The sequence below is a fragment of the Stenotrophomonas sp. YJH_SMC_27 genome (assembly GCF_059369815.1).
The window spans coordinates 596,259-616,121 of record NZ_JCAFTA010000001.1 but is presented as its reverse complement, the minus strand read 5'-3'; the positions used below and the strand labels follow the sequence as shown (position 1 = coordinate 616,121).

Sequence of the window (19,863 nt, the reverse complement as noted above, 5' to 3'; positions counted from 1 at the left end):
GAGCAACACCATGGCACAGCCCAAAGTCCGCAAGTTCGCAGGCGATCTGCGCTTCTGGGAGCACGGCGCGAACGGCGCCCGCATTCCCGTTATCCCCGAGCCGGCCGACAAGTTCGGCAACCAGCCGCTGGAACAGTCGTCGCTGACGTTCAGCTATGAAGCCGGCGACTCGGTGGAGATCAAGAGCAAGCGCCGCGATGCGCGCTATCAGCAGATCATTCACAAAGACTCCAATCCTGGTGTCACCAGCGTGTCCATCACCGCGCTGGAAGTGCCGACCGCCATCCTGGCCCGCATGCTGTACGGCACCTTGGTGGCTACCCAGGTCGCCGCTGGTACCGCCACCGACGTGTCCGTGACCGTGGGTAGCGTGGACACCCCGGTCAAGCTGCCGCACAACTTCCTGCTGGCCGACACCGCGCCGGTCTTCAAGAAGGGTGCCGTCGACTTGGTGGAGGGCACCGACTACACCCTCGATCCGGTGCACGGCCTTCTGATTCCGAAGGCCGGCGGCGCTCTGCAGGCCGGCAATACCGTGGTGGCCAGCTACACCTACGACGCCTACTTGGAAACCGCCATCAGCGGCGGCACCACGCCCAGCAAGTCCTTCCAGATCCTGGGCGACATGCAGGACCGCATCAGTGGCGATGAAGGCCTGCTCACGATCCCGAATGTCGACCTGACCGTGGATGGCGACGTGGACTGGTTCAGCGATGAGCCGATCCAGGTGACCCTGACCGGCCCGGTGATCTTCCAGTCCGGCGAGACCGATCTCTACACCTTCAAGATCGCGGCGCAGTCGGCGGATTGAGCGGGGCGGTGACCTCGGCAAGGGGAGGGCGCCTGTGTGGCGCCCTCCCGGCATGAATCAGGAAGGGCTTTGTGGCATCCAATCGCGCCAACAACCTGCTCAAGTACTACGTCAGCGGCCGTCGCGCGAAGGGCTTCCACGGCCTGACCGACCTGGCTGGCGCGGTGCTGAATCGCTATGACCTGTCGGTGCAGCGGGCGTTCATTGGGCTGCAGCGGCGCGCTGGGCCGGCCACCACGCAGGAAGTCCGGGCTTCGTACAACATCCGCGCCTCGGCGCTACGCGGGAAGTACCGCGTGGAGACCGGCGAACGCGGCTACAGCACCGGCAAGCGCGGCAGGGACGATTTCCTTTCCATCTGGGCGAGCACGCGCCAGATCTCGCTGATCGAGTTCGGCGGCCGCTGGACGGGCCGGAAGTCAAAAGGCGCGACGGCCAGCATCGGCCTGGGCGAGTCTAAGACCTACGAGGGTGCCTTCATCGCCACGATCAAGGGGCGCAAGGCCATTCGGGTGCGCAGTTGGGACCGTGCGCAGCAGAAACGTCACGGCCGCGGCCCGGTGCGCATCCTGCGCGGTCCCAGCCCGTTCGAGATGCTCTCCGGCGCCGATGGCAACAGCCGCGCTCTCACCGCACGTCGTCGGCTGATGGATCGCCTGCATACCACCTACGTGACTGAACTGCGCCGCCAGTGGCGCATCAATGGAAGTTCCAATGGCTGATCGGCTTGAAGAAGCAATTCGCGTTGTCATCGAGACGCAGGGCCGCGAGGGCGTGGACGAACTGCGCGCGGCGTTCGGAGACCTGGGCGATGTATCAGTCGAGACCGCCAGCAAGGCATCCAAGCTGCTGGACTCGCTGACCGGGCTGAATGAGGCCGCATCCAAGGCGGACGCCTACGACGGCATGCTGACCGACCTTGCCGAACTGGAAAAGCAGTTCGGAGCCAACCAGCAGGCTGCGCTGGCCCTCAGCCTCAGCATCGGCGAGATGGAGAAGCCGTCGCGCGAGGTGCTGGCTGCCCAGCGCGAGCTGCGCAAAGAGGGGGAGCGCCTGCAGAAGGCGCTTACCGAGCAGTGGGACGCGGTTGCCAAGGCAGATACCGAACTGTCCTCGCTCGGCGTCAACACGGCCAACCTGGCCGACCACCAGCAGCGGCTGCGTATCGAGGCCACCCGCAGTGCGGCCGCGCTGACCGAGCAGGCCCGTGCCGCCGCCGCCGAGGCCGAGGCCGGCCGCCGCCGCAAGCAGCAGATCGAGGAAGGCGAGGCCGCCTTCCGCAAGCAGGCCACCACCAGCAAGGCCGCCGCGAAGTCGCTGGCCGAGTACCGCGAGCGCGCTGCTGATGCTGCCGCCGGCAGCGGCGATCTTGCCTCGGCCACCGAGAGCACTGTTAGCTGGTTCGGCAGACTCAAGGCAGTCGCCGCTGGTGCGATCGCGTTCGTCGGCCTGAACCGAGTGGTTGAGGGCATCAAGGCGATCGTGAAGGAGGGCAGCGACGCTGAGCAGGAACTGGCTCAGTTGGAAGCGGCCTTGCACGCCACGGGTCGCACCAGTGAGTTCACGGCGCAGAGCCTGGCCGCCATGCGCCAGCAGCTGCAGAGTGGGCTGTTCGATGATGGGCAGATCAGCGCCGCCCAGGTCCGCCTGCTGTCGTACACCAACATCGTGGGCGAGCAGTTCCCGGCGGCGATGCAGATCACCATCGACCAGGCCCAGCGGCTGGGCATGTCGCTGGAGCAGTCTGCCGAGGTCGTAGGCAAGGCGCTGCAGACGCCGTCGAAGGCAATGGAGAGTCTGAGCAAGCAGGGCTTCACGCTGGATGACAGCCAGAAGTCGCTGATTAAGAGCCTGGAAGCTACCGGGCAGGTGGCAAAGGCGCAGGCCATCATCCTCGACCTGCTGGCCGAATCCTATGGCGGTGCTGCCGCCGCCGCGAAGGTGGGCACCATCGCCGGCCTGTGGAAGACGGCCACCGATCGCTTCAAGGACTGGAAACAGGAAGTCGCCGACCAAGGCGTGCTGACCTACTTCAAGGAACAGCTCACCACCCTGCTGACCACGCTGGATCGACTGGCCGCCGATGGCAGCCTGTCCCGCTGGGCCAAGCGGACCGCCCAGGCCATCATCACCACGGCAGAGGCGGTGAAGGGCGCGACGCAGTGGGTTGTAGACCATGCTCGTGTGATTGGCCTGATGGCTGCTGCGTATGCGCAGTTCAAGATCGTGGGGGCCTTGCTCCAGCTGAACGCATGGCGCGCAGCGTTGATCGCGACCACGAACGCGCAGATTGCCAACAATGCAGCGGTCGCAAGCGGCAGTCGGGGTATCGGTCGGTTCGGCGCGTTGCTGCGGGGCATGCCGAAGGTAGTACCCATCACGGTGGCCGTGCTGGGATTGGAAGCGGCGATAGGTGGTCTGGATGTCCTCAAGACCGTGGCGCAGGATATCTGGAAGCAGCACGACCCGGCGCTGAAGCGCGCCGGTGAAGCGCAGCGGGTCTTTATCAGCCAGGTGCGCGACTCCGCGCTGCAACTTCGTCAGCAGGCGGTGTCCTTCGTTGCATACCGTGACGTGGTCATCAAGTCGGCCGAGGAAGTTGCCAAGCTCGGTGAGGCCGAGCGGCAGGCCTACGAGAAGCGGCTGTCGGGCCTGGAGCAGTACCTCACTGCGCAGGAAGGATTCCTGCTGATGCAGCAGAAGGCCGGCGTCGCAACGGCAGAGCAACTGCAGCAGCTGGGTCAGGTCACGCAGCGGCTGCTGGATGTCTCCACGGGCTTCGCCTCCCTGCGGACTGGTGTGAAGACCGCTGCTGATGCGCTCGCAAATGGAATTGGCGGTGCGGCCCAGCAGGTTGTGGCGCAGCTCAACGGAATTGATGGCAACGCCAAGCTGGCAGCGGAGTCGATCCGCAAGATGTTCTCAGGACTCAACTTCGCCGATACGGCCAGCCTCGGCTCGGTAGGCGAAGCGCTGGGCTTCATTGCCACTCAAGGTGCTGCGGCCGAACGAAACGTGCGTGATGGCCTCCTCGCGACGCTGCAGCAGCTGTCGGGTGAAGAGCTCGCCCGGTTCCAAGGTGCGACGCAAGCGGCATTCAACTCGCTGCCGCAGGCGGCAGTGAACGTAGCGGCGGTGCTGCAAACCACCCTGCTTGCCGCGATGACCAAGCTGGGCGTGGCCTCGGGCCAGCTTGGGGTCAGCTTCACCCAGGCTGGCCGTGACGCGATCGCCGCTTTCGGAGCCATCACCGAGAATGCAGCGGCGACCAGCGCCCAGATCGAGACTGCCTTCAAGGCAGCGCTGGGCAACGTAGCCACGCTGGACGAGGCGCGCACTCTCGGCAATCTACTGCAGGCGGCTGGCGAGCAGGGCCGGGTCGGCTTCGATTCGGCGGCTCGTTCCGCCGCCGCATTGCGTGCCCGGCTTCGAGAGATCGAGGCCGGGCTGAACCCACTCACCGATGAATTCCAACGTCTTGGCATCCAGTCGCAGCAGTCGTTGAACGCGGCGCGTGACTCGGCTTGGGAGGCGTTCGAGACCATCCGCAAGGGCGCTGCCAGTGGCAAAGCGTCTGTCGAGGACGTGCGCCGTGCGTTCCGAGCGTATGCCGATACCGCCAAGGCTGCTGTGGCCGACAGTGATGCATGGCGCCGGAATCAGGTGCAGTCGCAACTGGATGTGCAGGGCGCCATCTACGAGACGGGTGACGCGTTGGGCGAACTCGGCACAAAGGGCGAGTCGGCTATGGGGCGCGTGGAGCAGGGCGCGCAGAAGGTCACGGGTGCCCTGAAAGAGGTCAAGCAGGCGTCTGATGAGGCGGGTAGTGGTGTGGAGCGGGTGGCTGCCGGCGCCGCTGCGGCTGGCGACAACCTCGGCAACGCATCCACAGCCGCCCGTGGGTTCTCCCTCAACATGGGAGAAATCTCCGAAAAAACCCGAGAACTGCTGGGTCAAATGAGCGGGCCTAACAGCCTGCAGCAGTTCGCGAACATCTGGAATTCTCTCTACCGACAGCGTCAGGACTTGGCGAAATACACGGAGGAACAGAAGAAGCTGCTGGACGGCATGGACGAGATCTCCGGAAAGCGGAGGGAGCTTGCCGAGCGCTTCGACCTGGTTGGCGCTGGGGAGCTTGACGCCATCGTTCAGCTCGAAAACCAGATCGAGGCCAAACGATTGGAGAAGGAGCGTGCGGCAAAACAGGCAGCCGAAGAGCGCCGCAAGGCAGCCTTGGCCGAGGCTGAGGCGCAAGCCAGGGCCGACGCGTCGCGGATACAGGCTGGCGATACGAAAGAGCAGGTTCTCACGATTGACTGGAAGGCCCCCAGCAAAGAAGTGGTGGCTGGTGCAACTGCTGCAGAAATCCAACAGGCCGAGCGCATCGCCGGGCTGGTCGCCCCCATCGTGCTGCGGAAGATTGAGCGAAGCCGCGCGGTATCGATCCGGGGGCCGCGATGAGCCGGGTCGTCCTCGCCGGGGTCGAGCTTCCGGCAGATTTGCAATGGACGGACGAATTCACTGCTTGGCGTGTCGGGCAGCAGGTTCGCCACAGCTTGAGCGGGGCGCTGATCGTCCAGGAGTCTGCGCGACAGGCTGGCCGCCCGATCACGCTACAGACCACCCGCGATGGACAGGCATACGTCGCCCCCATCCAGCTGGACGTGCTGCGCCAGCTGCAGTCCCTGACCGAGCAGCTCCAGGTAGCGCCGATGCACCTGATCCTGCCGGCCCACAACGGCGGCGAGCGCACGTTCCAGGTGCGGTGGCTGCGCACGGATGGGTCTGCGCTGGATGCCCAACCGCTGCGCTTCGCCACTCCTGCCATTGATGCCGACTACTTCTCCATCACCCTTCGCCTTATGACGGTCTGACCAATGACGATTCTTGCAACCGATATCAAGATGCGCCAATCGCAGCGCCTTACCGATAACCCTGATGGCGGTGGACGCATGGTCCAGGCCGAGATTGTCGACGGAGCGATGAACAACCTCTTCCCCGACATCGGTGATGAAGAGCGGACCACCGGCCGCTCCACGCTCCGCAAGATGTTCGTGCATGTGGACACCCCGGGCCCTGATGTTCTAAAAGATGCGATCGCGGTGCTAATCGACCCACCGTCCGATCCGCGAGTGACGGTGACCATGTTCGCTACCGGCTCCTACAGCGACGTGCGCCTGGACGCCAAGAATCGCGTGGAGAGCTACATCACACGTGGTACCGAATCGCGGTTCATCCTGCTGGGTGACCACTTCAGCGGACAGATGACCATTCAGGTCTACACCACCAAGGACGCGCCGAGCCCGGACATCAATGACAATCTGAGCCTGCTGACGCTGGCGGCCTCGGGCCGCGAGCCGGGGGAGCAGTACGTGAGGGTGAAGACCGTGCTTTCCCGTACGACCCGGACGTTCACCGATGACCAGGGCGCGTTCGAGCGCGATGTGCTGGTGATCGAGCTGGTCAATGCGTTGCTGCTCAACTTCTACGGGCAGGAGGTAATCCGGTATACCGCAACGAAGCCGGGCACCCGCATCTACGAGACCAATGTAGTGGATGCGACGAGCTACCACAGCGTGAAGCGGCTTACGGCGGCGGGGAAGCCCGGCGACCTGTCTGTGCAGATCGATTCGCCTTACGTCCCGATTGTTCCTACCTCCACCGCAGAGACCGCCGTGAGCGATGTTCTCGCTGGCATGGGAACGCTGAGTCACGTTCCTTCGGGGCCGGCCAACAGCCTGGCGCTGAGCTTCAGTAGCACTTTCGCGGCGGGAGTTGCGGTCACTCGCTTCCTCGGGACGGGCATGGCCGTCGGCAGTGTGAAGGTGCTGGTGGGCAGTATCGAGCTGACGGATGACGGCACCGGCGGCCTGGCCTCTGCGGCGCTGACACCCTGGTCGGGCACCGTCGACTATCAGGCTGGCGCCGTATCAATTGTTCACGCCACCGGCGTTGGCAGCACCAGCGTTATTATCACCGCAACTCCTGCCGGCACCATCCCAATGCAGGGCTTTACCGATGAGATTGCGGTGACCCAGAACAACCAGGGTATGGTCTGGTTGGCCCAGTTGGAGCCGCTGCCGGCGCCGGGCACTGTCGTGGTGGATTACCGTGCGCTCGGACGGTGGTATCGCCTGACCGACAATGGCCGCGGCCAGCTCGTCGGCAAGCCTGGGCAGGGCAGTGGAACCATCAATTACATGTCCGGGTCGTTGGTGCTGACGGCCGGCGCTTTGCCCGACCTGGACAGCAGCATCATCACTGCCTGGGGCACGCCGATCATTGCCGAGGCCCGTGCCGGTGACACTAACATCAAGCCGCCTGCACTGCGGTTCCTGCTGGAGCACGCAGGTGCGATCCCCGGCACTGTACGCCTCACGGTCCGCGTAGGGGGCGCCAGTGTAAGCGTGGTCGACAACGGCGTCGGTGGCCTGCTCGTCGGGTCGGAGCTTCGCGGTTCGATCACCTACGCAACTGGCGAGTGCCTCCTGCAGCTGGAGACGCTGCCAGACGCCAACAGCGTGGTGGCGGTGAGTTACGACTGGGGTGAGCCGCTTCATGCCGCGCCGCAGCCGGTTCCTGATGGAAACGGATTGGTTTCGTTCAGCCTGCCGCAGGGTCCTGTCAAGCCAGGCTCGGTAATGCTTGACTGGGTTGTTACCGTGATGCGGGATGCCCATGACCTGGCTTCCGCGCCGCAGCCAATGCGCGTCATCGCGAAAGATGACGGTAACGGCAACTTGGTGGCTGTCTCGGTAGGTGACACGGCTGCTACCACCGCGCTAGGGGCCATCAATTACAGCACCGGCGCGGTTACGCTCCAGGCCGGCAAGTTCATGATTCGCCAGGTGTCCTACCCGCAGTACGAACTTCGCTCGGGGCGTTTGAAGGTGGTGGGTTATGGCCGCGTGGACGTGCTTGCACAGTTCTCTGCTGGCACGTTGATCTCGGTCGGATGGACGCTGGCGGGCGCCGGCTCGGAAGCGGCTGAAGAATCTCTGCAGCTTCCGCCGGTTTCCCTGCAGCTGACGCCGACCATCAGCGACAGCATCGTGCCTGGCAGCGTGAGGTTCAGCTTCCGTGGCCGCACCTACGTGGACCGCAGCGGCGGCTTGTACCACAGCGTCGACCCCATGACCGGGGCGGGTGTTTATGCCGGGACGATCGACTACACAGCTGGAGTGGTGAGCCTGACCCAGTGGTTGGCCGGCGGAACCAACAACGTGCAGATCCAGTCCTTGCTGACGCGGATTGGTGACCCCGGCGTCGCCAACAGCTTTTTCCGCGCACCGGGCTCGCCACTGCGGCCGGGCATGTTCACGCTGCGAGCCAACCGCCTGGATGGTGAGATGCTCACGGCAACGGCCGACATCAATGGGGCCATCTCCGGCGCGCAGATCCGTGGGTCTGTGGATTGGGAGAGTGGCGTAGCAAAAGTGCAGTTCGGCGAGCTGGTACCGGTAGCCGGGAATGAGGGTCAGCCCTGGTTTGATCCGGATCTTGTCGAGGGTGACCGGATCTGGCGGCCGACGCTGGTGCAAGCGGGGTCCATCCACATGGGAGCGGTGGTGTATCGCTCGATCCCGCTCTCCGAGGTCGTGATCGGCCTATCCTCCGTGCGCCTGCCGAGCGATGGGCGCGCACCGGCTTTTAAGCCAGGACAGACGGTGCTCGTTCATCACACCGCAAAGCATGTGGTGGCCTCGCCGCAGGCGAATCAGACAGTTTCCTTTGGCCGGGGGCGGGTGGCTGCAATTGAGGTGCGCGACGCGCTTGGTGCACCGGTGGATGCGGCATGGTTTGAGGCTGATCTGGATGTGGGAACGCTCAAGTTCAGTGATCCGCTGAACCTCTCCGCCTACACCCTGCCGATCACGATCAGCGAGCGTGTTGAGGATCGGCGGCTGGTGGTGCAACCGCAGATCACTGGTGAGATCGAGATCAACACTGGCCTGAGCCACGACTTCCCGGCAGGCGAGGCGATGATCAGCACCGCGCTGCGATTGGGCGAAGCCAATGGCTCGCTGGATCTACAGGCGAGGGTAGTGAACCTCTTTGATCAGGCGGCCTGGTCCAATGTCTGGGCAGATCTCCCCTCTGGGAGCGTCGCGCCTGGCACTTACAACGACACCGACTACCCGCTGGTGGTGACCAACGCCGATGCAATTACCGAGCGCTGGGCTGTAAGGTTCACTTCCGCGACACAGTTTGAACTGATTGGTGAGACAGTTGGCGTTATCGGCACGGGTAACACGACTTCGGATCTTGCGCCGCTGAACCCGCGCACGGGGCAGCCGTACTTCCGAATGCGGAAGGAGGGGTGGGGCGGTGGCTGGTCCACCAACAATGTGGTGCGCTTCAACACGGTCGGCGGCCTTGCACCCGTGTGGATGATCCGCACGACCCTTCAAGGAACGCCAGAAGGGGCCAGAGATTCCACCCGATTCCTTGTCATTGGCAACGTGGCGGGGGTGGCCCAATGACTTCTGTCGCCAGGGTTTATCGTCACAGCGATCCAGGCGCTCCTCAGCTTACCGGTCAGTCTGGGAGCATGGTGGCGCTGCTCGACGCGGTCTTGGTCAACGGATACGGCGTAGGTGCTGCAGCGAAAGCAGGGGCCGGCTGGGCAGTACAGTTCTCGGGCACCAATAAGCGCGCCTACCGTGGCAGCGTTGAGACAGGCTCCGGCGTATTTCTGCGGATTGATGATTCAGGCGCCGACCCCCGCGTGGCGAGGGTCCGGGCCTACGAGACGATGACCAGTATCGATGTGGGGACAGGCCTCGCGCCCACTGCCGCGCAATCGAATGGCGGAAGAGTCTGGGTAAAGTCAGACAGCGCATCCAGCGCGATTCGGCCTTGGGAAATTATCGCCACGGACACCGCGTTCTACTTCTTCGCTTCGCCTATTCCTGTTGCAAGCGCTGGATACGATGGGGTCGCGATCACTCCCTGCTTTGCGGGCGATATCAATTCCCATCGCGACGGGGACGCCAGTCGCTTCATGATTATGGACAACAGCTTCAATGCTTATGCGTCTGCGGCCATTGCAGGGTTTACCGCGCCTGCAGGTCGATGGAACGACTCGGGTGTCATGCCGTCGAAGGCCGTTGGCACACTGGTGCGCTCGTATACCCAGGAGGGCTCGGCGGTACCTGCCGCATTGGCGCTCTCAAGCTCGGCAGCAAGTAGTGCACGCAGTTCGCTCGGCGGGGCCGGAGTTGCGTTTCCTGATCCTGTGTCCGGTGGACTGATGTTCGAACGGGCACTCGTAGTGGAAGGGGCGGGGGTCATTCGCGGTTCACTGCCGGGCGTCTTCGTACCGTTGCACGAGAGGCCGTTCTCCGATGGTCAGATTGTTGAGGATCTGGCTGGTCTACCGGGTACGGTGCTTCGCGCAAAGGTGGCGTACGCGGCGGTCGGCGCCAACCCGGCTGTTAATCCAATAGACCTTGGTCAACTTCTTTTCGATATGAGCAACCCATGGTGATGAGAGCGCTGCGAATTGGTGTCCAGCTCAGCCCCCGCTTCGTCTATCGGGGAAAGTACTATCTCGGCGGCGATCTGCCTGTTGACCCGGCGGATCCCTTAAGCCCCGATGGTCGAACGAAGATTCTCAACCAGCCAAGGAGCGTGCGAGTTCGAATCCTGGAGCGTAGGTCGATGCGGGTCGTTGCCGATGTGCGTTCGGCGAGCGATGGAACATGGCGGGTAGATCACTTGGCAGACATTGAGTACCTGGTCATTGGTCTGGATGAGCGTGGCTTGGTGAACGCGGCTATTCAGGATCGAGTGCGCCCAGCGCCGATGACCGGACCATGACAGACGGGAGTTTTGTATCGCTGAATCTTGGGCCGCTGCCGTCAGGAGGCGGCGCCCATGTTTCGCTTAACCTTGGAGTGGACTGGTTTGTAGAACCCGAACAGCCAGTAATTCGTGGCCTGAGCCGCGCCGTTACCGTGCGTTGGCAGGCTGCCAGGTCGTTGCGCCTCCACCGAACATCTTCTTGGGGATCGTCTCCACGCGCAGCTGTGGGAGCTTCATCAAGCTGGGGAGGAACTCTTGCGAGCCACTCTTCTGTGGTTTCGGGATGGGGGGCGTCGCCGACGGTCGCTGCCTCCACGTTCAGTTCGTGGTGCGGTCTGATGAGAGACGCGCGCCGAATGATGCCGTTCACATGGGGCGCAATGGGGCGGTCTCGCCGGTCCCTCGAAGCGGCATGGAACTCCTCTCTCGGGCGGTTGGGCATCGGATTGGCACTGGGCTGGCGGCAGTTGTTCTCGGTATGGGGCGGCGTGTTGCTTCCTTGGGATACCAGCTCTTCAAGAATCGCACCTTCATTCCGTGGGGCCTGGTCACATCCGGGCCTCGCGCGCCTGCACCGCCGGCTGCCTTGGGGTAGCGCCGGGCGAGTGCAATGGGGAGTGCGCCCGGTTGTCCCGCCTGGCCCGGACCCTGAGACGCCGTTCGCACCAGGCGACCGGATTCCGCTGAACCTGGGGTGCGACTTGGTGCGGGAACCTGGCCGCGCGCCCCTCAATCTGGGCGTCACTGCTTGCTATGTGGTGCGCCCTCACCGTAGGACCTACGTCGTGATCAACACAGTCTCTCTTGTCCGCCTTCCAGATCGCACTCCGATTGAGGTGACGCGGATCTCGCTCAGTTCCAGTCGCGGCACATGGGGCTGGACATTCGATATTGAGTTAGCCGATCCGCAGCAGCTCGCGCTGCTGAAGCCCACCGCAGCGGGGCCCAGGCAGTTTGAGATCAATCTCAACGGCTACGTCTGGACAGGCATCATCGAGAGCTTCCAGAAGCAACGAGAATTCAGCGGGGGTGGCGTTCGCCTGAGCGGCCGCTCCCGGACCGCGCTGCTTGCTGCGCCTTACGCCCCAGCTCGGGTCAAGGCGACCACCGAGGAACGCAGCATGGCCCAGCTGGTAGCCGAGGAACTGGCCGACACCGGCTTCACCAGCCACTACGACACTGTCGATTGGACCGTGCCGGCTGGGGCTTGGTTCTACGACGCCAGTACGCCCCTGGATGCCATCAGCGCGCTCGCAGAGGCGAGTGGCGGCGTTGTCCAATCCGACCCCTCCGCTCTCGCCATGCGCGTGCGTGCGGCCTATCCAGCGAGCCCCTGGGATTGGCGCACAACCCCGCCAGACCATGTGCTGCAGGAGGACATCGTGCTGACGGAGAGCCTGCAGATGCGCAGCGCGCCCCTGTACGACGCTGTGGTGGTGACGGGTGAGCTGGCCGGCAAGGGCGTCACATGCAAGGTGCGCCGGTCGGGCGAGGAAGGCCGCCTCTATGCCCAGCAGGTCAGCAGCCCGCTGATCACCGTGCCGGCGGCAGGAGCGGAGCGAGGCAGGAACATCCTGTGCGATCGCGGAGAACAGGCGGCAGTCGACCTGACGGTGCCGCTGTTCGCCCAGCCCCTGAATGCTGGCGAGATCGGACTGATTTTGCCCTTAGACCTAGTTGAGGTCGTCGGTGCTGACGGGACGTGGCACGGCCAGTGCGAGTCGCTGCGCATCGAGGTCTCGGCGGACGATCGGGCCGTGGTGATCGAGCAAACGGCAACCCTGGAGAGGCACTACACCGATGCGGACTGAACTTTGGGACCAGTTTGGTGACCTGGTTGCTGGTAGCCCGAGGCTTATCGCAACCGTCACGGCGCACAACAGCGATGGCACCAGCAGCCTGACCACCTACGACGGCGTGCAGATGCGCGCGTTCGGGCAGTTGCCACTGACGCCTCCCTACAACGTATGGGTGCGTGGTGGCCGGTTGGTCGAGGCCGCGCCGAACCTTCCCCTCTACGAACTGACCGTCTGACAAAACAGGGCACTGCCCGGACGCCGGCAAGCATCCGGGCAGTGCCGCAACACAGGTGATCTCAGCACCTGGCATTGGCCGTGGCCCCGTCGCCCTCGCGAGAGCGGCGGGATTGTCGGCTTCCCCTATCGCAAATCCTGAGAAACCATGCCAAAGCCAATCATTTCCTGGCCGGGCGGCAAGCGCCGCCTCCTGAAGCACCTCTATCCGCACTTCCCGACCCACGACTGCTACGTCGAGGCATTCGCCGGCGGTGCCGCGTCATTGCTTATGCGGCCGTACCCAGCACAGATGGAGGTGCTCAACGACATCAACGGCGAGCTGGTGTCCCTGTACCGCTGCGTCCGCCACCACCTGGATGAGTTCGTGCGCATGTTCCGCTGGTCCCTGGTCTCGCGACAGATGTTCGAGTGGGCACAGATGGAGCGTCCGGAGACGCTGACCGACATCCAGCGCGCAGCGCGGTTCTACTATCTGCAGAAGCTTGCATTCGGCGGCAAGGTGCAGGGGCAATCGTTCGGTGTGGTGACGGCTGGTGGGCCGCGATTGAACCTTCTGCGCATTGAAGAGGAACTGAGCGCGGTCCATCTTCGTCTGGCGAACACCGTAATCGAGTGCCTGCCATGGCAGGAGTGCGTGCGGCGCTACGATCGCCCGGGAACACTGTTCTACCTGGACCCGCCGTACTGGGAGACTGAGGGTTATGGCGTTGAATTTCCGTTTGCTGAGTACGAGGCGATGGCCGAGCTGATGCGCACCTCGGCCGGCCGGTTCGTGGTCTCGATCAACGACCATCCTGAGATCCGCGAGGTCTTCGCCGGCTTCGACCTGGTGCCGCTGCAGCTCGACTACACCATTGGCGGCGGGCAGGGGAGAGGGAAGAAGTTCGGGGAGCTGATCATCAAGAGTTGGAATGACAGGCAGGCGTCGCTCCTTTAAGTGGGACTACGGGATCGGGTGCGAGTTGACCCATATGTCTCCATACGCAGCGATCTTCTCGACTGCAAGAGCTGGTTCAACTCGCTGAACAATTGCCGGCGACCGGGCAGCGATGTCCTTTAGTGACTGGGAAACGGTGAATGCAGAGGTGTGGTCAATGAAGATCGCTCGATCATGGAGGCTTCGCGCCGGAGCGGACCGGATCTCCATGTGGCGGTCGCCGTACTGCGCGTTCCACGCTGCCATTGCAGCTACCAGCCCGGCTGTCAGTGCTTGTTGCCTTCCTTCGCCGTCTCGTAGGAGGCGAATGCTCACTCCTTGAGGTGCGGCGACTATGAATCGGGTGATCGCTTCGTGACTAAGATATGGGTCTACCACTAGGAGATCGTTTCTTGCTTCGCCAATAACCGAGGCGAGAGTCGAGAAAGCTGAGAAGTCGTTGCCGACTGAAATGAACGCGCCGCGTTGTTCAGCAGGAAGGCGCAGTTCCAGCCGTGCGAGAAGATTGGCGAGAGCTTGTCTTAGCCGGAGAGCCGAGGTGCTCCGGAATCCGCGTCGAGCCTGGTCGACGTAGCGGCGGAAATCTGCGGCATCACGGATCGAGGCGATCGCGTCGTCGCATTCCAACGCGGCCAAGGCTTTCGCTTGCCACACCTGGTGTTCCTCCCCCTCTGGCTGACGGTCGATGTACGCAGGCATACCTTCGAGCAGCTGACCTACATGGTGGTAGAGTTCAAACGGGGTCATGACCGCTGCCTGTTCAGGATTTGGCAAATTGTTAGCTCATGGAGAGGTGCAGTTCAATGTGCTACTCAGCGCAGATCACCGCCGCCTACCAGAAGCTGGTCAGGATGACCGGCGCCACACTGTCTCTGCAGGAGTTCGCGGCACTCTACGCTCACGACCCCGGCAAGAAGCGGCCTAAGACGCCGAAGGCCATGGACGACGCCTTCCGAGCTGGGGCGAGCCAGGCAGAGCTGGCGGTGTGGGCCGAGGTCGAGCAATGGAACAGGGCCGAGGCCGCCATCCTGGAGCAGGAACTGTTCGCCAACCGCAAACGGCTTGCTGACGCTGAGCGCTCACTGCAGGTGAAGGAGACGAAGAAGGCCCGGGAGGACGTGCGGATTGCCGGCAACAAGATCGAGCGGGCCAAGGGGCGGCTGGCGGACCTGCAGCGTGTTGAGCCGAAGGACCGCGACAGCCGCATTTTCCCCGGCGTCTATGCCCCGGTGATCGTATCGGAGGGCCGGAAGCTGGTCGTTAAGCCGATGCGCTACCAGTGCCGCCTAGCCGGGAAGCCTGCCAACTACGACCAGCGCTTCCCGGGCACCTACAACGCCCGCCGTGACAGCCTGGAGAAGTTCTGGGCGCCGGCCTTCGGCCACACCCACGGCCTAATGGTGGTGGACACGTTCTACGAGAACGTGGAGGGGCCGGACGGCAAGAATCAGGTGGTGCAGTTCACCCCGCGCACCGGTGAGCCGATGCTGGTGGCCTGCCTGTGGTCGCACTGGAAGGATCCGGCCGGCAAGGAGCCGGATCTGCTGTCGTTCGCGGCCATCACCGATGACCCGGAGCCCGAGGTGGCCGCCGCCGGCCACGACCGGACCATCATCAACATCAAGCCCGAGCATGTGGACGCCTGGCTTAACCCGGACCCAGCCAACCTGGACGCCCTGTACCGGATCTTTGACGACAAGCGGCACCCGTTCTACGAGCACCGGCTGGCGGCGTAGGGAACCCCCGATCCTGCGGCGCGCGGTTGCCCGATGGCGCATGGCCGGCGCAGAGGGCATGTTGGGCCTGCCGGACCCGGGGCCGATGGCTGCTCAACCCGGGAGCGCGTGAGCGGCGCCGCGCCGGCACTCAGTCCGAACGATTCAGGCAGGTCGCTGCCGCTTCGCAGGATCTGCGACGGCCAGCCGTATCCTTCCGGCCATGCTTCCCCTACACGACTACCAAGGCTTCCGCACCGCCCAGATTCCCTCAGGCTGGGTCCAGACGGGTGAGCGCTGGGCGCTCTGGTACAACGGCCGCGAGACGGCAAGCGTCACGCCCGACGGCGGTCCCGGGGTCCAGCTATGGATGGAAGGCCAGAAGATGTGGCAGGTGAAGGAAGTGCGCGCCGCCAACGTCCGGCAGGCGAAGCGCTACGCCGAGCGCTGGTGTGCGGCCAGGCTGTACCCGGACCTGCCGCTGCGTCAGGCGGTGGCCCGGCTGACCGACAGCACCCCGATCCAGCCGGAGCCACCGCTGCCTGGCCTTCCACCAACCCGTGAGCAGCAGCAACAGGCCCGGCGCCTGGCTGAGGCAGGAGCGAAGGAGGTCGAGCGGATCAAGGCAGCACTCCAGCCGCGCAAGCCGCCGACCGAGACGAAGCCCCGACCAAGGGACGCCCGTAAGGCGTGGGTGAGGGCGGGGCTCCGGGATCTGCGCAGTTGGTAGAAGGTTCCCGAATACAAGGCTACTGCCCCTTGCAGTAGTAGGGGCTTGGCGCCACGCCTCCTGAATTGAACTCAATCTAACTCATTGACTACAATGCACAGTCGGCCAGCCTTCTAAGCCGGCGGTTACAGGTTCGATTCCTGTCGGGCGCGCCATCGGCGAGTAACGGGATCGCATCGGCCGATGTGAAGAAGTGCTTGCAAAAGCGTAAAGACTCCACCAGAATATCGGACTCGCTTCGGCGGACCGGAACTTCGGTGACAGTCTCCAGGCAAAGGTTTCAGTTCCGTCGCCAGCCGCATCGGCAGGAACAAGCGTTTCAGTGGTGGCTGTAGCTCAGTTGGTTAGAGTACCGGATTGTGATTCCGGTGGTCGGGGGTTCGAATCCCCTCAGCCACCCCACTGTTTCAACCGTGCCGGCGCAGCCGAAACGGTATTGCAATAAGAAGAATGCACGCTACAATGTGCGTCTGAGTTTCACGGGCCGTTAGCTCAGTTGGTAGAGCAGTTGACTCTTAATCAATAGGTCCAAGGTTCGAATCCTTGACGGCCCACCAAGACAGAAGCCACCTGGTACGCCAGGTGGCTTTTTTCTTATAAGTGTGACTCCTTCATTTGGATGGATCACGCGTTGCAGGCCCCGCTCGGCGCGGATCTGCAACGGCAGCGGGATCGCAGTGCTGGTTTCAACGGCGTTGAAAAAAGTGCTTGCACCCACCGAGCGGATCGGGTCATAATTCGCGCCCCGATTTCGGGCTGTTAGCTCAGTTGGTAGAGCAGTTGACTCTTAATCAATAGGTCCAAGGTTCGAATCCTTGACAGCCCACCAGACGAAAGCCACTTGGTTCGCCAAGTGGCTTTTTTCTTGTCTGCGCGCCGGGTTGAGCGTGTGGATGCCTGCACGCCCGGTCGCACGTCATCCATGAATGGCGTGGATCTACTGAAGCGATGCTGAAATCAGGGGCATACGCGTCATCAGTGTTTTCAATGCTGTGCGCTGCTTCTCACCGCGTCGCGTCCTGTATCGCACCCAATGGATCTTCCGCGCCAGTGGCGCATGCACGAAGGAAGATGTTGATGGCTGATATCAATCGATTGCACCGCACGCTGTGGGTTCCCTTCGCGTTGCTGGCACTGGCGGCCTGCACGCCGGCCAACGATCCCGCGCAGACCGTCGAACGCGATGCTGGCACCGAGAGCGCTCCGGCGCGCCCGGTGGGTGAGGCCATGCAGATGCAGCCGGCTCAGCCCGCGGAAGGGGAGGCCCTGCCCGACGCGGTGGACGTGCAGCGCAATGCGGATGGTTCGGTGGACGTGCGCAAGGCCACGCCGGAGTCGGCGGCACTGCGGCGCACCGAAGACGGGGGCGTGGAGATCCGCAAGGTGGATCCTGCGGCCGAGTCGGGGGCCGATACGGCGCCGGCCAAGGCCAGGCCGCAGCAGTGAACCCTGCCACCCCGGATCAGCTTGCGCTCCCCGGGGTGGTCCAACGCGCGCGCCGCGCGATCGCCATGTTCAGTTTTGTGCAGGCCTTCCGATTCCTGCCATCGCCTGCGACAATGAACGCCTGAGCCGGCCACGCGAAAGTGGCGGAATTGGTAGACGCCCTGGATTTAGGTTCCAGTGAGGGTGACCTCGTGCGGGTTCGAGTCCCGCCTTTCGCACCATCTGGCCGAGCACAGATTGCCTAAGTGATTGAAAAATAAGCTGGCGACGGTCAGTTGTGCTATTGGATTCCCGATTTGGCAATTGATCCCTGTCTCGGAACGTCACCTGTTCCGTTCGAGGCGGCGGGGAGGCGGAACTGCTCCAGCGCAGACATGCCCTGGAGCGATTGCTCGGCCAGTACCTTTGCGTAGACCGCTGAGGTGGTCTGGATGTCGCGGTGGCCGAGCCACTCCTGCACGAGCTTGATGTTGCCGGTCGCCAGCAGCAGCCGGGTGGCGCAGGTATGGCGGAGCGCATGTGGCACGCACTCCTTCTCGGAAGCGAGATGTGTCCCCTTGATGGCCCATTGCCACAGCCGGTCGGCGCGCGTGCGATTGAGCATGGTGAAGGGGCCGTCCGAGGTGGCCGCCAGGGCGTCCTTGCGCCGCTGTAGAACCTCGGCGACGCGGGCGGTGCAGGGTAGGGTGCGGGGACGCCCCTTCTTGAGCGTAGCGTGCCGCCAGAAGCGGACGTGGAGCCTTCCGCCCTGCTCGACTACTTCGGACCACCGGATGCCGATGGCCTGACTCATGCGGCAGCCCAGGTCAGCGAGGCACACGAACAGGTCGCGGTAGTCCGCCCCGTCGCGCACCCGTGGGTGCCCTCCGGCAGGGCCGTTCGGCAGCGTGTCCCACTCCAGCAGCCGCGCCAGGATCATTTCCTCGTCCTCGACGTTCAGGACGAACGTGCGTGCGTTGTCCCGCTCGTCTGCCAAGCTGTACTCGGGCAGCTCTCCCAAGAATCGGCCGGCCTTCCTCTCGCGTTTCAACAGGGCGAGGAGGCACTGCATCTTGCGGTTCACCGTGGCGGGAGCCGCCTTGTCGGCGAGCATGCGCTGGGCCATGTCGTTGACCCCGGCCTGCGTGATGTCGTTGATGGGCGTTTCCTCGCCCAGGTAGCTCTGGACCACCTTGCAGTTGGTACGCACGGTGTCGATGGATCGGAGCTTGCCCCAAAAGTTGCGGTCGTCCAGCGCTTCGTCCATCGCGTCCTTGAGGGTGCGCTGGCGGACCTTGGCCTTTGCCACGGCCATCTGCACCGACCGGGACTTGCCCCTAATCAGCTCCCGCAGCGCGTCCTCTGCAATCTCGGGGTCGTCGCGCAGGGCGTCGAGGACCGCCTGCTCCTTGCGCTCGGCTGCCACGCGGTCGCGGGTGCCGGTGGACAGGCGCACGCGCCGGTATCCCTCCTGCACGTCGAGCATGTAGTAGCGCTTATCGGGCGCACCCGGCTTGGGCGCGGTCCCTTTGAGGCGAAGGGCCATGTGTATCTCCAGAAAAAGAAAAGGCCCGCACTAGGCGGGCCTCGGGCAATACGGCTGCTGTTGGTCTTACGCGGCGAACTTGGCCGCCATCTTCCTGCTCACCCTCTCCGCGAGAGTGGTCAGCCAATGAAGTGCCTTGGTCGTTGGGAAGATGAGGTTGCGCTTGCGATAAGCGGGGTCAGGGCGCTGCTCCAAGAAGTCAGGGCCAGGCTCACGGTTCCGCTTGATCTGCGACAGGTCGAGCACGTTCCGGCTCACAGCCGATGGAGAGAGTCCGCCGAGCACTCGCTCCAGGTCCACCTGTTGAATCCCTGGCTCATCCACGACGGCGAGCAGGGTCAGGATACGGGTGGCCGTAATGTCCTCGTCGATCTCCTCTCGAAATGCTGACAATGCGGTGGTCAGGATGACCGTCAGTTCTTTCTGCGAGAGATTCATGGCTTCTCAATTTCCAAAGGGGGATGGTTCCCACTAGGGAGCCATCAAGTTCTATCTTGACAACGCAGCGTAAGGATTACAACCCCGAGGCCGATGTTGATGGCGTTTTTGCCGATTTTGTCGATCCAGAAACCCCTCTGCCAAGGGGCCGGGCACAGGTCGAGGTCGATTTCATATCCGAATGCGTTCACGTACAGGTCCAGGCACTTCTTCCGCCCTCGAGGGCTGTCCTGTCCCCCGGCAACGGCTCCGCTATGACGCCGCCAAGTCTCCGGCTGCGCTCCACAAAATATTCCATTAATCAACTACTTAAGGCGGGCAGGACAAGCATTACCCCAATCGTCACGAGTGCCCCAATCACCGCGACATAGAACATCGCTTGCCCGGCTCGCACCGCGGCGGATGTCATTCTCTTTCT

The 19,863-nt window shown here is 63.5% G+C and carries 15 protein-coding genes and 4 tRNA genes; 16 read left to right on the top strand and 3 right to left on the bottom strand.

Going from position 1 to position 19,863, the window contains the following annotated elements; all coding sequences use genetic code 11:
- Positions 1-10: 10 nt before the first annotated feature.
- From AC5P7R_RS02950 to AC5P7R_RS02910, 9 genes are all read left to right on the top strand, one after another.
- Positions 11-811 carry a phage tail tube protein gene (locus tag AC5P7R_RS02950; protein WP_495213738.1) on the top strand — a complete coding sequence of 267 codons (801 nt, stop codon included), beginning with the start codon at positions 11-13 and terminating at the stop codon, positions 809-811.
- Positions 812-882: 71 nt separating this feature from the next.
- On the top strand, positions 883-1,533 hold the full coding sequence (locus AC5P7R_RS02945; protein ID WP_495213737.1) for a hypothetical protein: 651 nt from the start codon (positions 883-885) through the stop codon (positions 1,531-1,533).
- On the top strand, positions 1,526-5,272 hold the full coding sequence (locus AC5P7R_RS02940; RefSeq protein WP_495213736.1) for a Laminin subunit alpha-2: 3,747 nt from the start codon (positions 1,526-1,528) through the stop codon (positions 5,270-5,272). The genes AC5P7R_RS02945 and AC5P7R_RS02940 overlap by 8 nt, the downstream gene beginning before the upstream one ends.
- Positions 5,269-5,685 carry a hypothetical protein gene (locus AC5P7R_RS02935; protein ID WP_262092889.1) on the top strand — a complete coding sequence of 139 codons (417 nt, stop codon included), beginning with the start codon at positions 5,269-5,271 and terminating at the stop codon, positions 5,683-5,685. Before AC5P7R_RS02940 ends, AC5P7R_RS02935 begins: the two co-directional genes overlap by 4 nt.
- Before the next feature lie 3 nt (positions 5,686-5,688).
- On the top strand, positions 5,689-9,294 hold the full coding sequence (locus AC5P7R_RS02930) for a hypothetical protein (protein WP_495213735.1): 3,606 nt from the start codon (positions 5,689-5,691) through the stop codon (positions 9,292-9,294).
- Positions 9,295-9,362: 68 nt separating this feature from the next.
- On the top strand, positions 9,363-10,301 hold the full coding sequence (locus AC5P7R_RS02925; RefSeq protein WP_495213734.1) for a hypothetical protein: 939 nt from the start codon (positions 9,363-9,365) through the stop codon (positions 10,299-10,301).
- A gap of 1,102 nt (positions 10,302-11,403) precedes the next feature.
- Positions 11,404-12,429, top strand: coding sequence for a hypothetical protein (locus tag AC5P7R_RS02920; protein WP_495213733.1), 1,026 nt, complete (start codon positions 11,404-11,406; stop codon positions 12,427-12,429).
- The gene (locus AC5P7R_RS02915) at positions 12,419-12,652 is read left to right on the top strand and encodes a hypothetical protein (protein ID WP_111007490.1); all 234 of its coding nucleotides are present in this window, start codon (positions 12,419-12,421) and stop codon (positions 12,650-12,652) included. Before AC5P7R_RS02920 ends, AC5P7R_RS02915 begins: the two co-directional genes overlap by 11 nt.
- Before the next feature lie 147 nt (positions 12,653-12,799).
- Positions 12,800-13,591, top strand: coding sequence for a DNA adenine methylase (locus tag AC5P7R_RS02910; protein ID WP_478442878.1), 792 nt, complete (start codon positions 12,800-12,802; stop codon positions 13,589-13,591).
- A 6-nt stretch (positions 13,592-13,597) separates the two neighbouring features.
- Here the strand turns inward: AC5P7R_RS02910 and AC5P7R_RS02905 are convergent, their stop codons facing one another.
- Positions 13,598-14,338: a hypothetical protein gene (locus AC5P7R_RS02905; protein WP_495213732.1), complete on the bottom strand. Its 741-nt coding sequence runs from the start codon at positions 14,336-14,338 to the stop codon at positions 13,598-13,600.
- A 56-nt stretch (positions 14,339-14,394) separates the two neighbouring features.
- Here AC5P7R_RS02905 and AC5P7R_RS02900 point away from each other — a divergent pair, with 56 nt between their 5' ends.
- The 7 genes from AC5P7R_RS02900 (at position 14,395) to AC5P7R_RS02870 (ending at position 17,703) form a co-directional block, all read left to right on the top strand.
- Positions 14,395-15,327, top strand: coding sequence for an SOS response-associated peptidase family protein (locus AC5P7R_RS02900; protein WP_495213731.1), 933 nt, complete (start codon positions 14,395-14,397; stop codon positions 15,325-15,327).
- 202 nt (positions 15,328-15,529) lie between these two features.
- The gene (locus AC5P7R_RS02895; protein ID WP_111007486.1) at positions 15,530-16,036 is read left to right on the top strand and encodes a hypothetical protein; all 507 of its coding nucleotides are present in this window, start codon (positions 15,530-15,532) and stop codon (positions 16,034-16,036) included.
- Between the two features lie 325 nt (positions 16,037-16,361).
- Positions 16,362-16,438 (top strand) — tRNA-His (locus AC5P7R_RS02890).
- 79 nt (positions 16,439-16,517) lie between these two features.
- Positions 16,518-16,593, top strand: a tRNA-Lys gene (locus tag AC5P7R_RS02885).
- Between the two features lie 196 nt (positions 16,594-16,789).
- Positions 16,790-16,865, top strand: a tRNA-Lys gene (locus tag AC5P7R_RS02880).
- Between the two features lie 248 nt (positions 16,866-17,113).
- Positions 17,114-17,482: a hypothetical protein gene (locus tag AC5P7R_RS02875; RefSeq protein ID WP_111099067.1), complete on the top strand. Its 369-nt coding sequence runs from the start codon at positions 17,114-17,116 to the stop codon at positions 17,480-17,482.
- A gap of 134 nt (positions 17,483-17,616) precedes the next feature.
- Positions 17,617-17,703, top strand: a tRNA-Leu gene (locus tag AC5P7R_RS02870).
- Between the two features lie 59 nt (positions 17,704-17,762).
- Here the strand turns inward: AC5P7R_RS02870 and AC5P7R_RS02865 are convergent.
- Positions 17,763-19,007 carry a tyrosine-type recombinase/integrase gene (locus tag AC5P7R_RS02865; RefSeq protein ID WP_004154551.1) on the bottom strand — a complete coding sequence of 415 codons (1,245 nt, stop codon included), beginning with the start codon at positions 19,005-19,007 and terminating at the stop codon, positions 17,763-17,765.
- Between the two features lie 66 nt (positions 19,008-19,073).
- On the bottom strand, positions 19,074-19,445 hold the full coding sequence (locus tag AC5P7R_RS02860) for a winged helix DNA-binding protein (protein ID WP_109337022.1): 372 nt from the start codon (positions 19,443-19,445) through the stop codon (positions 19,074-19,076).
- Positions 19,446-19,863 lie beyond the last annotated feature (418 nt).

Bases quoted from the DNA above. Each gene is read 5' to 3' on its own strand.
- AC5P7R_RS02950 (WP_495213738.1), top strand. From the start codon at position 11: ATGGCACAGCCCAAAGTCCGCAAGTTCGCAGGCGATCTGCGCTTCTGG.
- AC5P7R_RS02940 (WP_495213736.1), top strand. From the start codon at position 1,526: ATGGCTGATCGGCTTGAAGAAGCAATTCGCGTTGTCATCGAGACGCAG.
- AC5P7R_RS02935 (WP_262092889.1), top strand. From the start codon at position 5,269: ATGAGCCGGGTCGTCCTCGCCGGGGTCGAGCTTCCGGCAGATTTGCAA.
- AC5P7R_RS02930 (WP_495213735.1), top strand. From the start codon at position 5,689: ATGACGATTCTTGCAACCGATATCAAGATGCGCCAATCGCAGCGCCTT.
- AC5P7R_RS02925 (WP_495213734.1), top strand. From the start codon at position 9,363: ATGGTGGCGCTGCTCGACGCGGTCTTGGTCAACGGATACGGCGTAGGT.
- AC5P7R_RS02915 (WP_111007490.1), top strand. From the start codon at position 12,419: ATGCGGACTGAACTTTGGGACCAGTTTGGTGACCTGGTTGCTGGTAGC.
- AC5P7R_RS02910 (WP_478442878.1), top strand. From the start codon at position 12,800: ATGCCAAAGCCAATCATTTCCTGGCCGGGCGGCAAGCGCCGCCTCCTG.
- AC5P7R_RS02905 (WP_495213732.1), bottom strand. From the start codon at position 14,338: ATGACCCCGTTTGAACTCTACCACCATGTAGGTCAGCTGCTCGAAGGT.
- AC5P7R_RS02900 (WP_495213731.1), top strand. From the start codon at position 14,395: ATGTGCTACTCAGCGCAGATCACCGCCGCCTACCAGAAGCTGGTCAGG.
- AC5P7R_RS02895 (WP_111007486.1), top strand. From the start codon at position 15,530: ATGCTTCCCCTACACGACTACCAAGGCTTCCGCACCGCCCAGATTCCC.
- AC5P7R_RS02875 (WP_111099067.1), top strand. From the start codon at position 17,114: ATGGCTGATATCAATCGATTGCACCGCACGCTGTGGGTTCCCTTCGCG.
- AC5P7R_RS02865 (WP_004154551.1), bottom strand. From the start codon at position 19,007: ATGGCCCTTCGCCTCAAAGGGACCGCGCCCAAGCCGGGTGCGCCCGAT.
- AC5P7R_RS02860 (WP_109337022.1), bottom strand. From the start codon at position 19,445: ATGAATCTCTCGCAGAAAGAACTGACGGTCATCCTGACCACCGCATTG.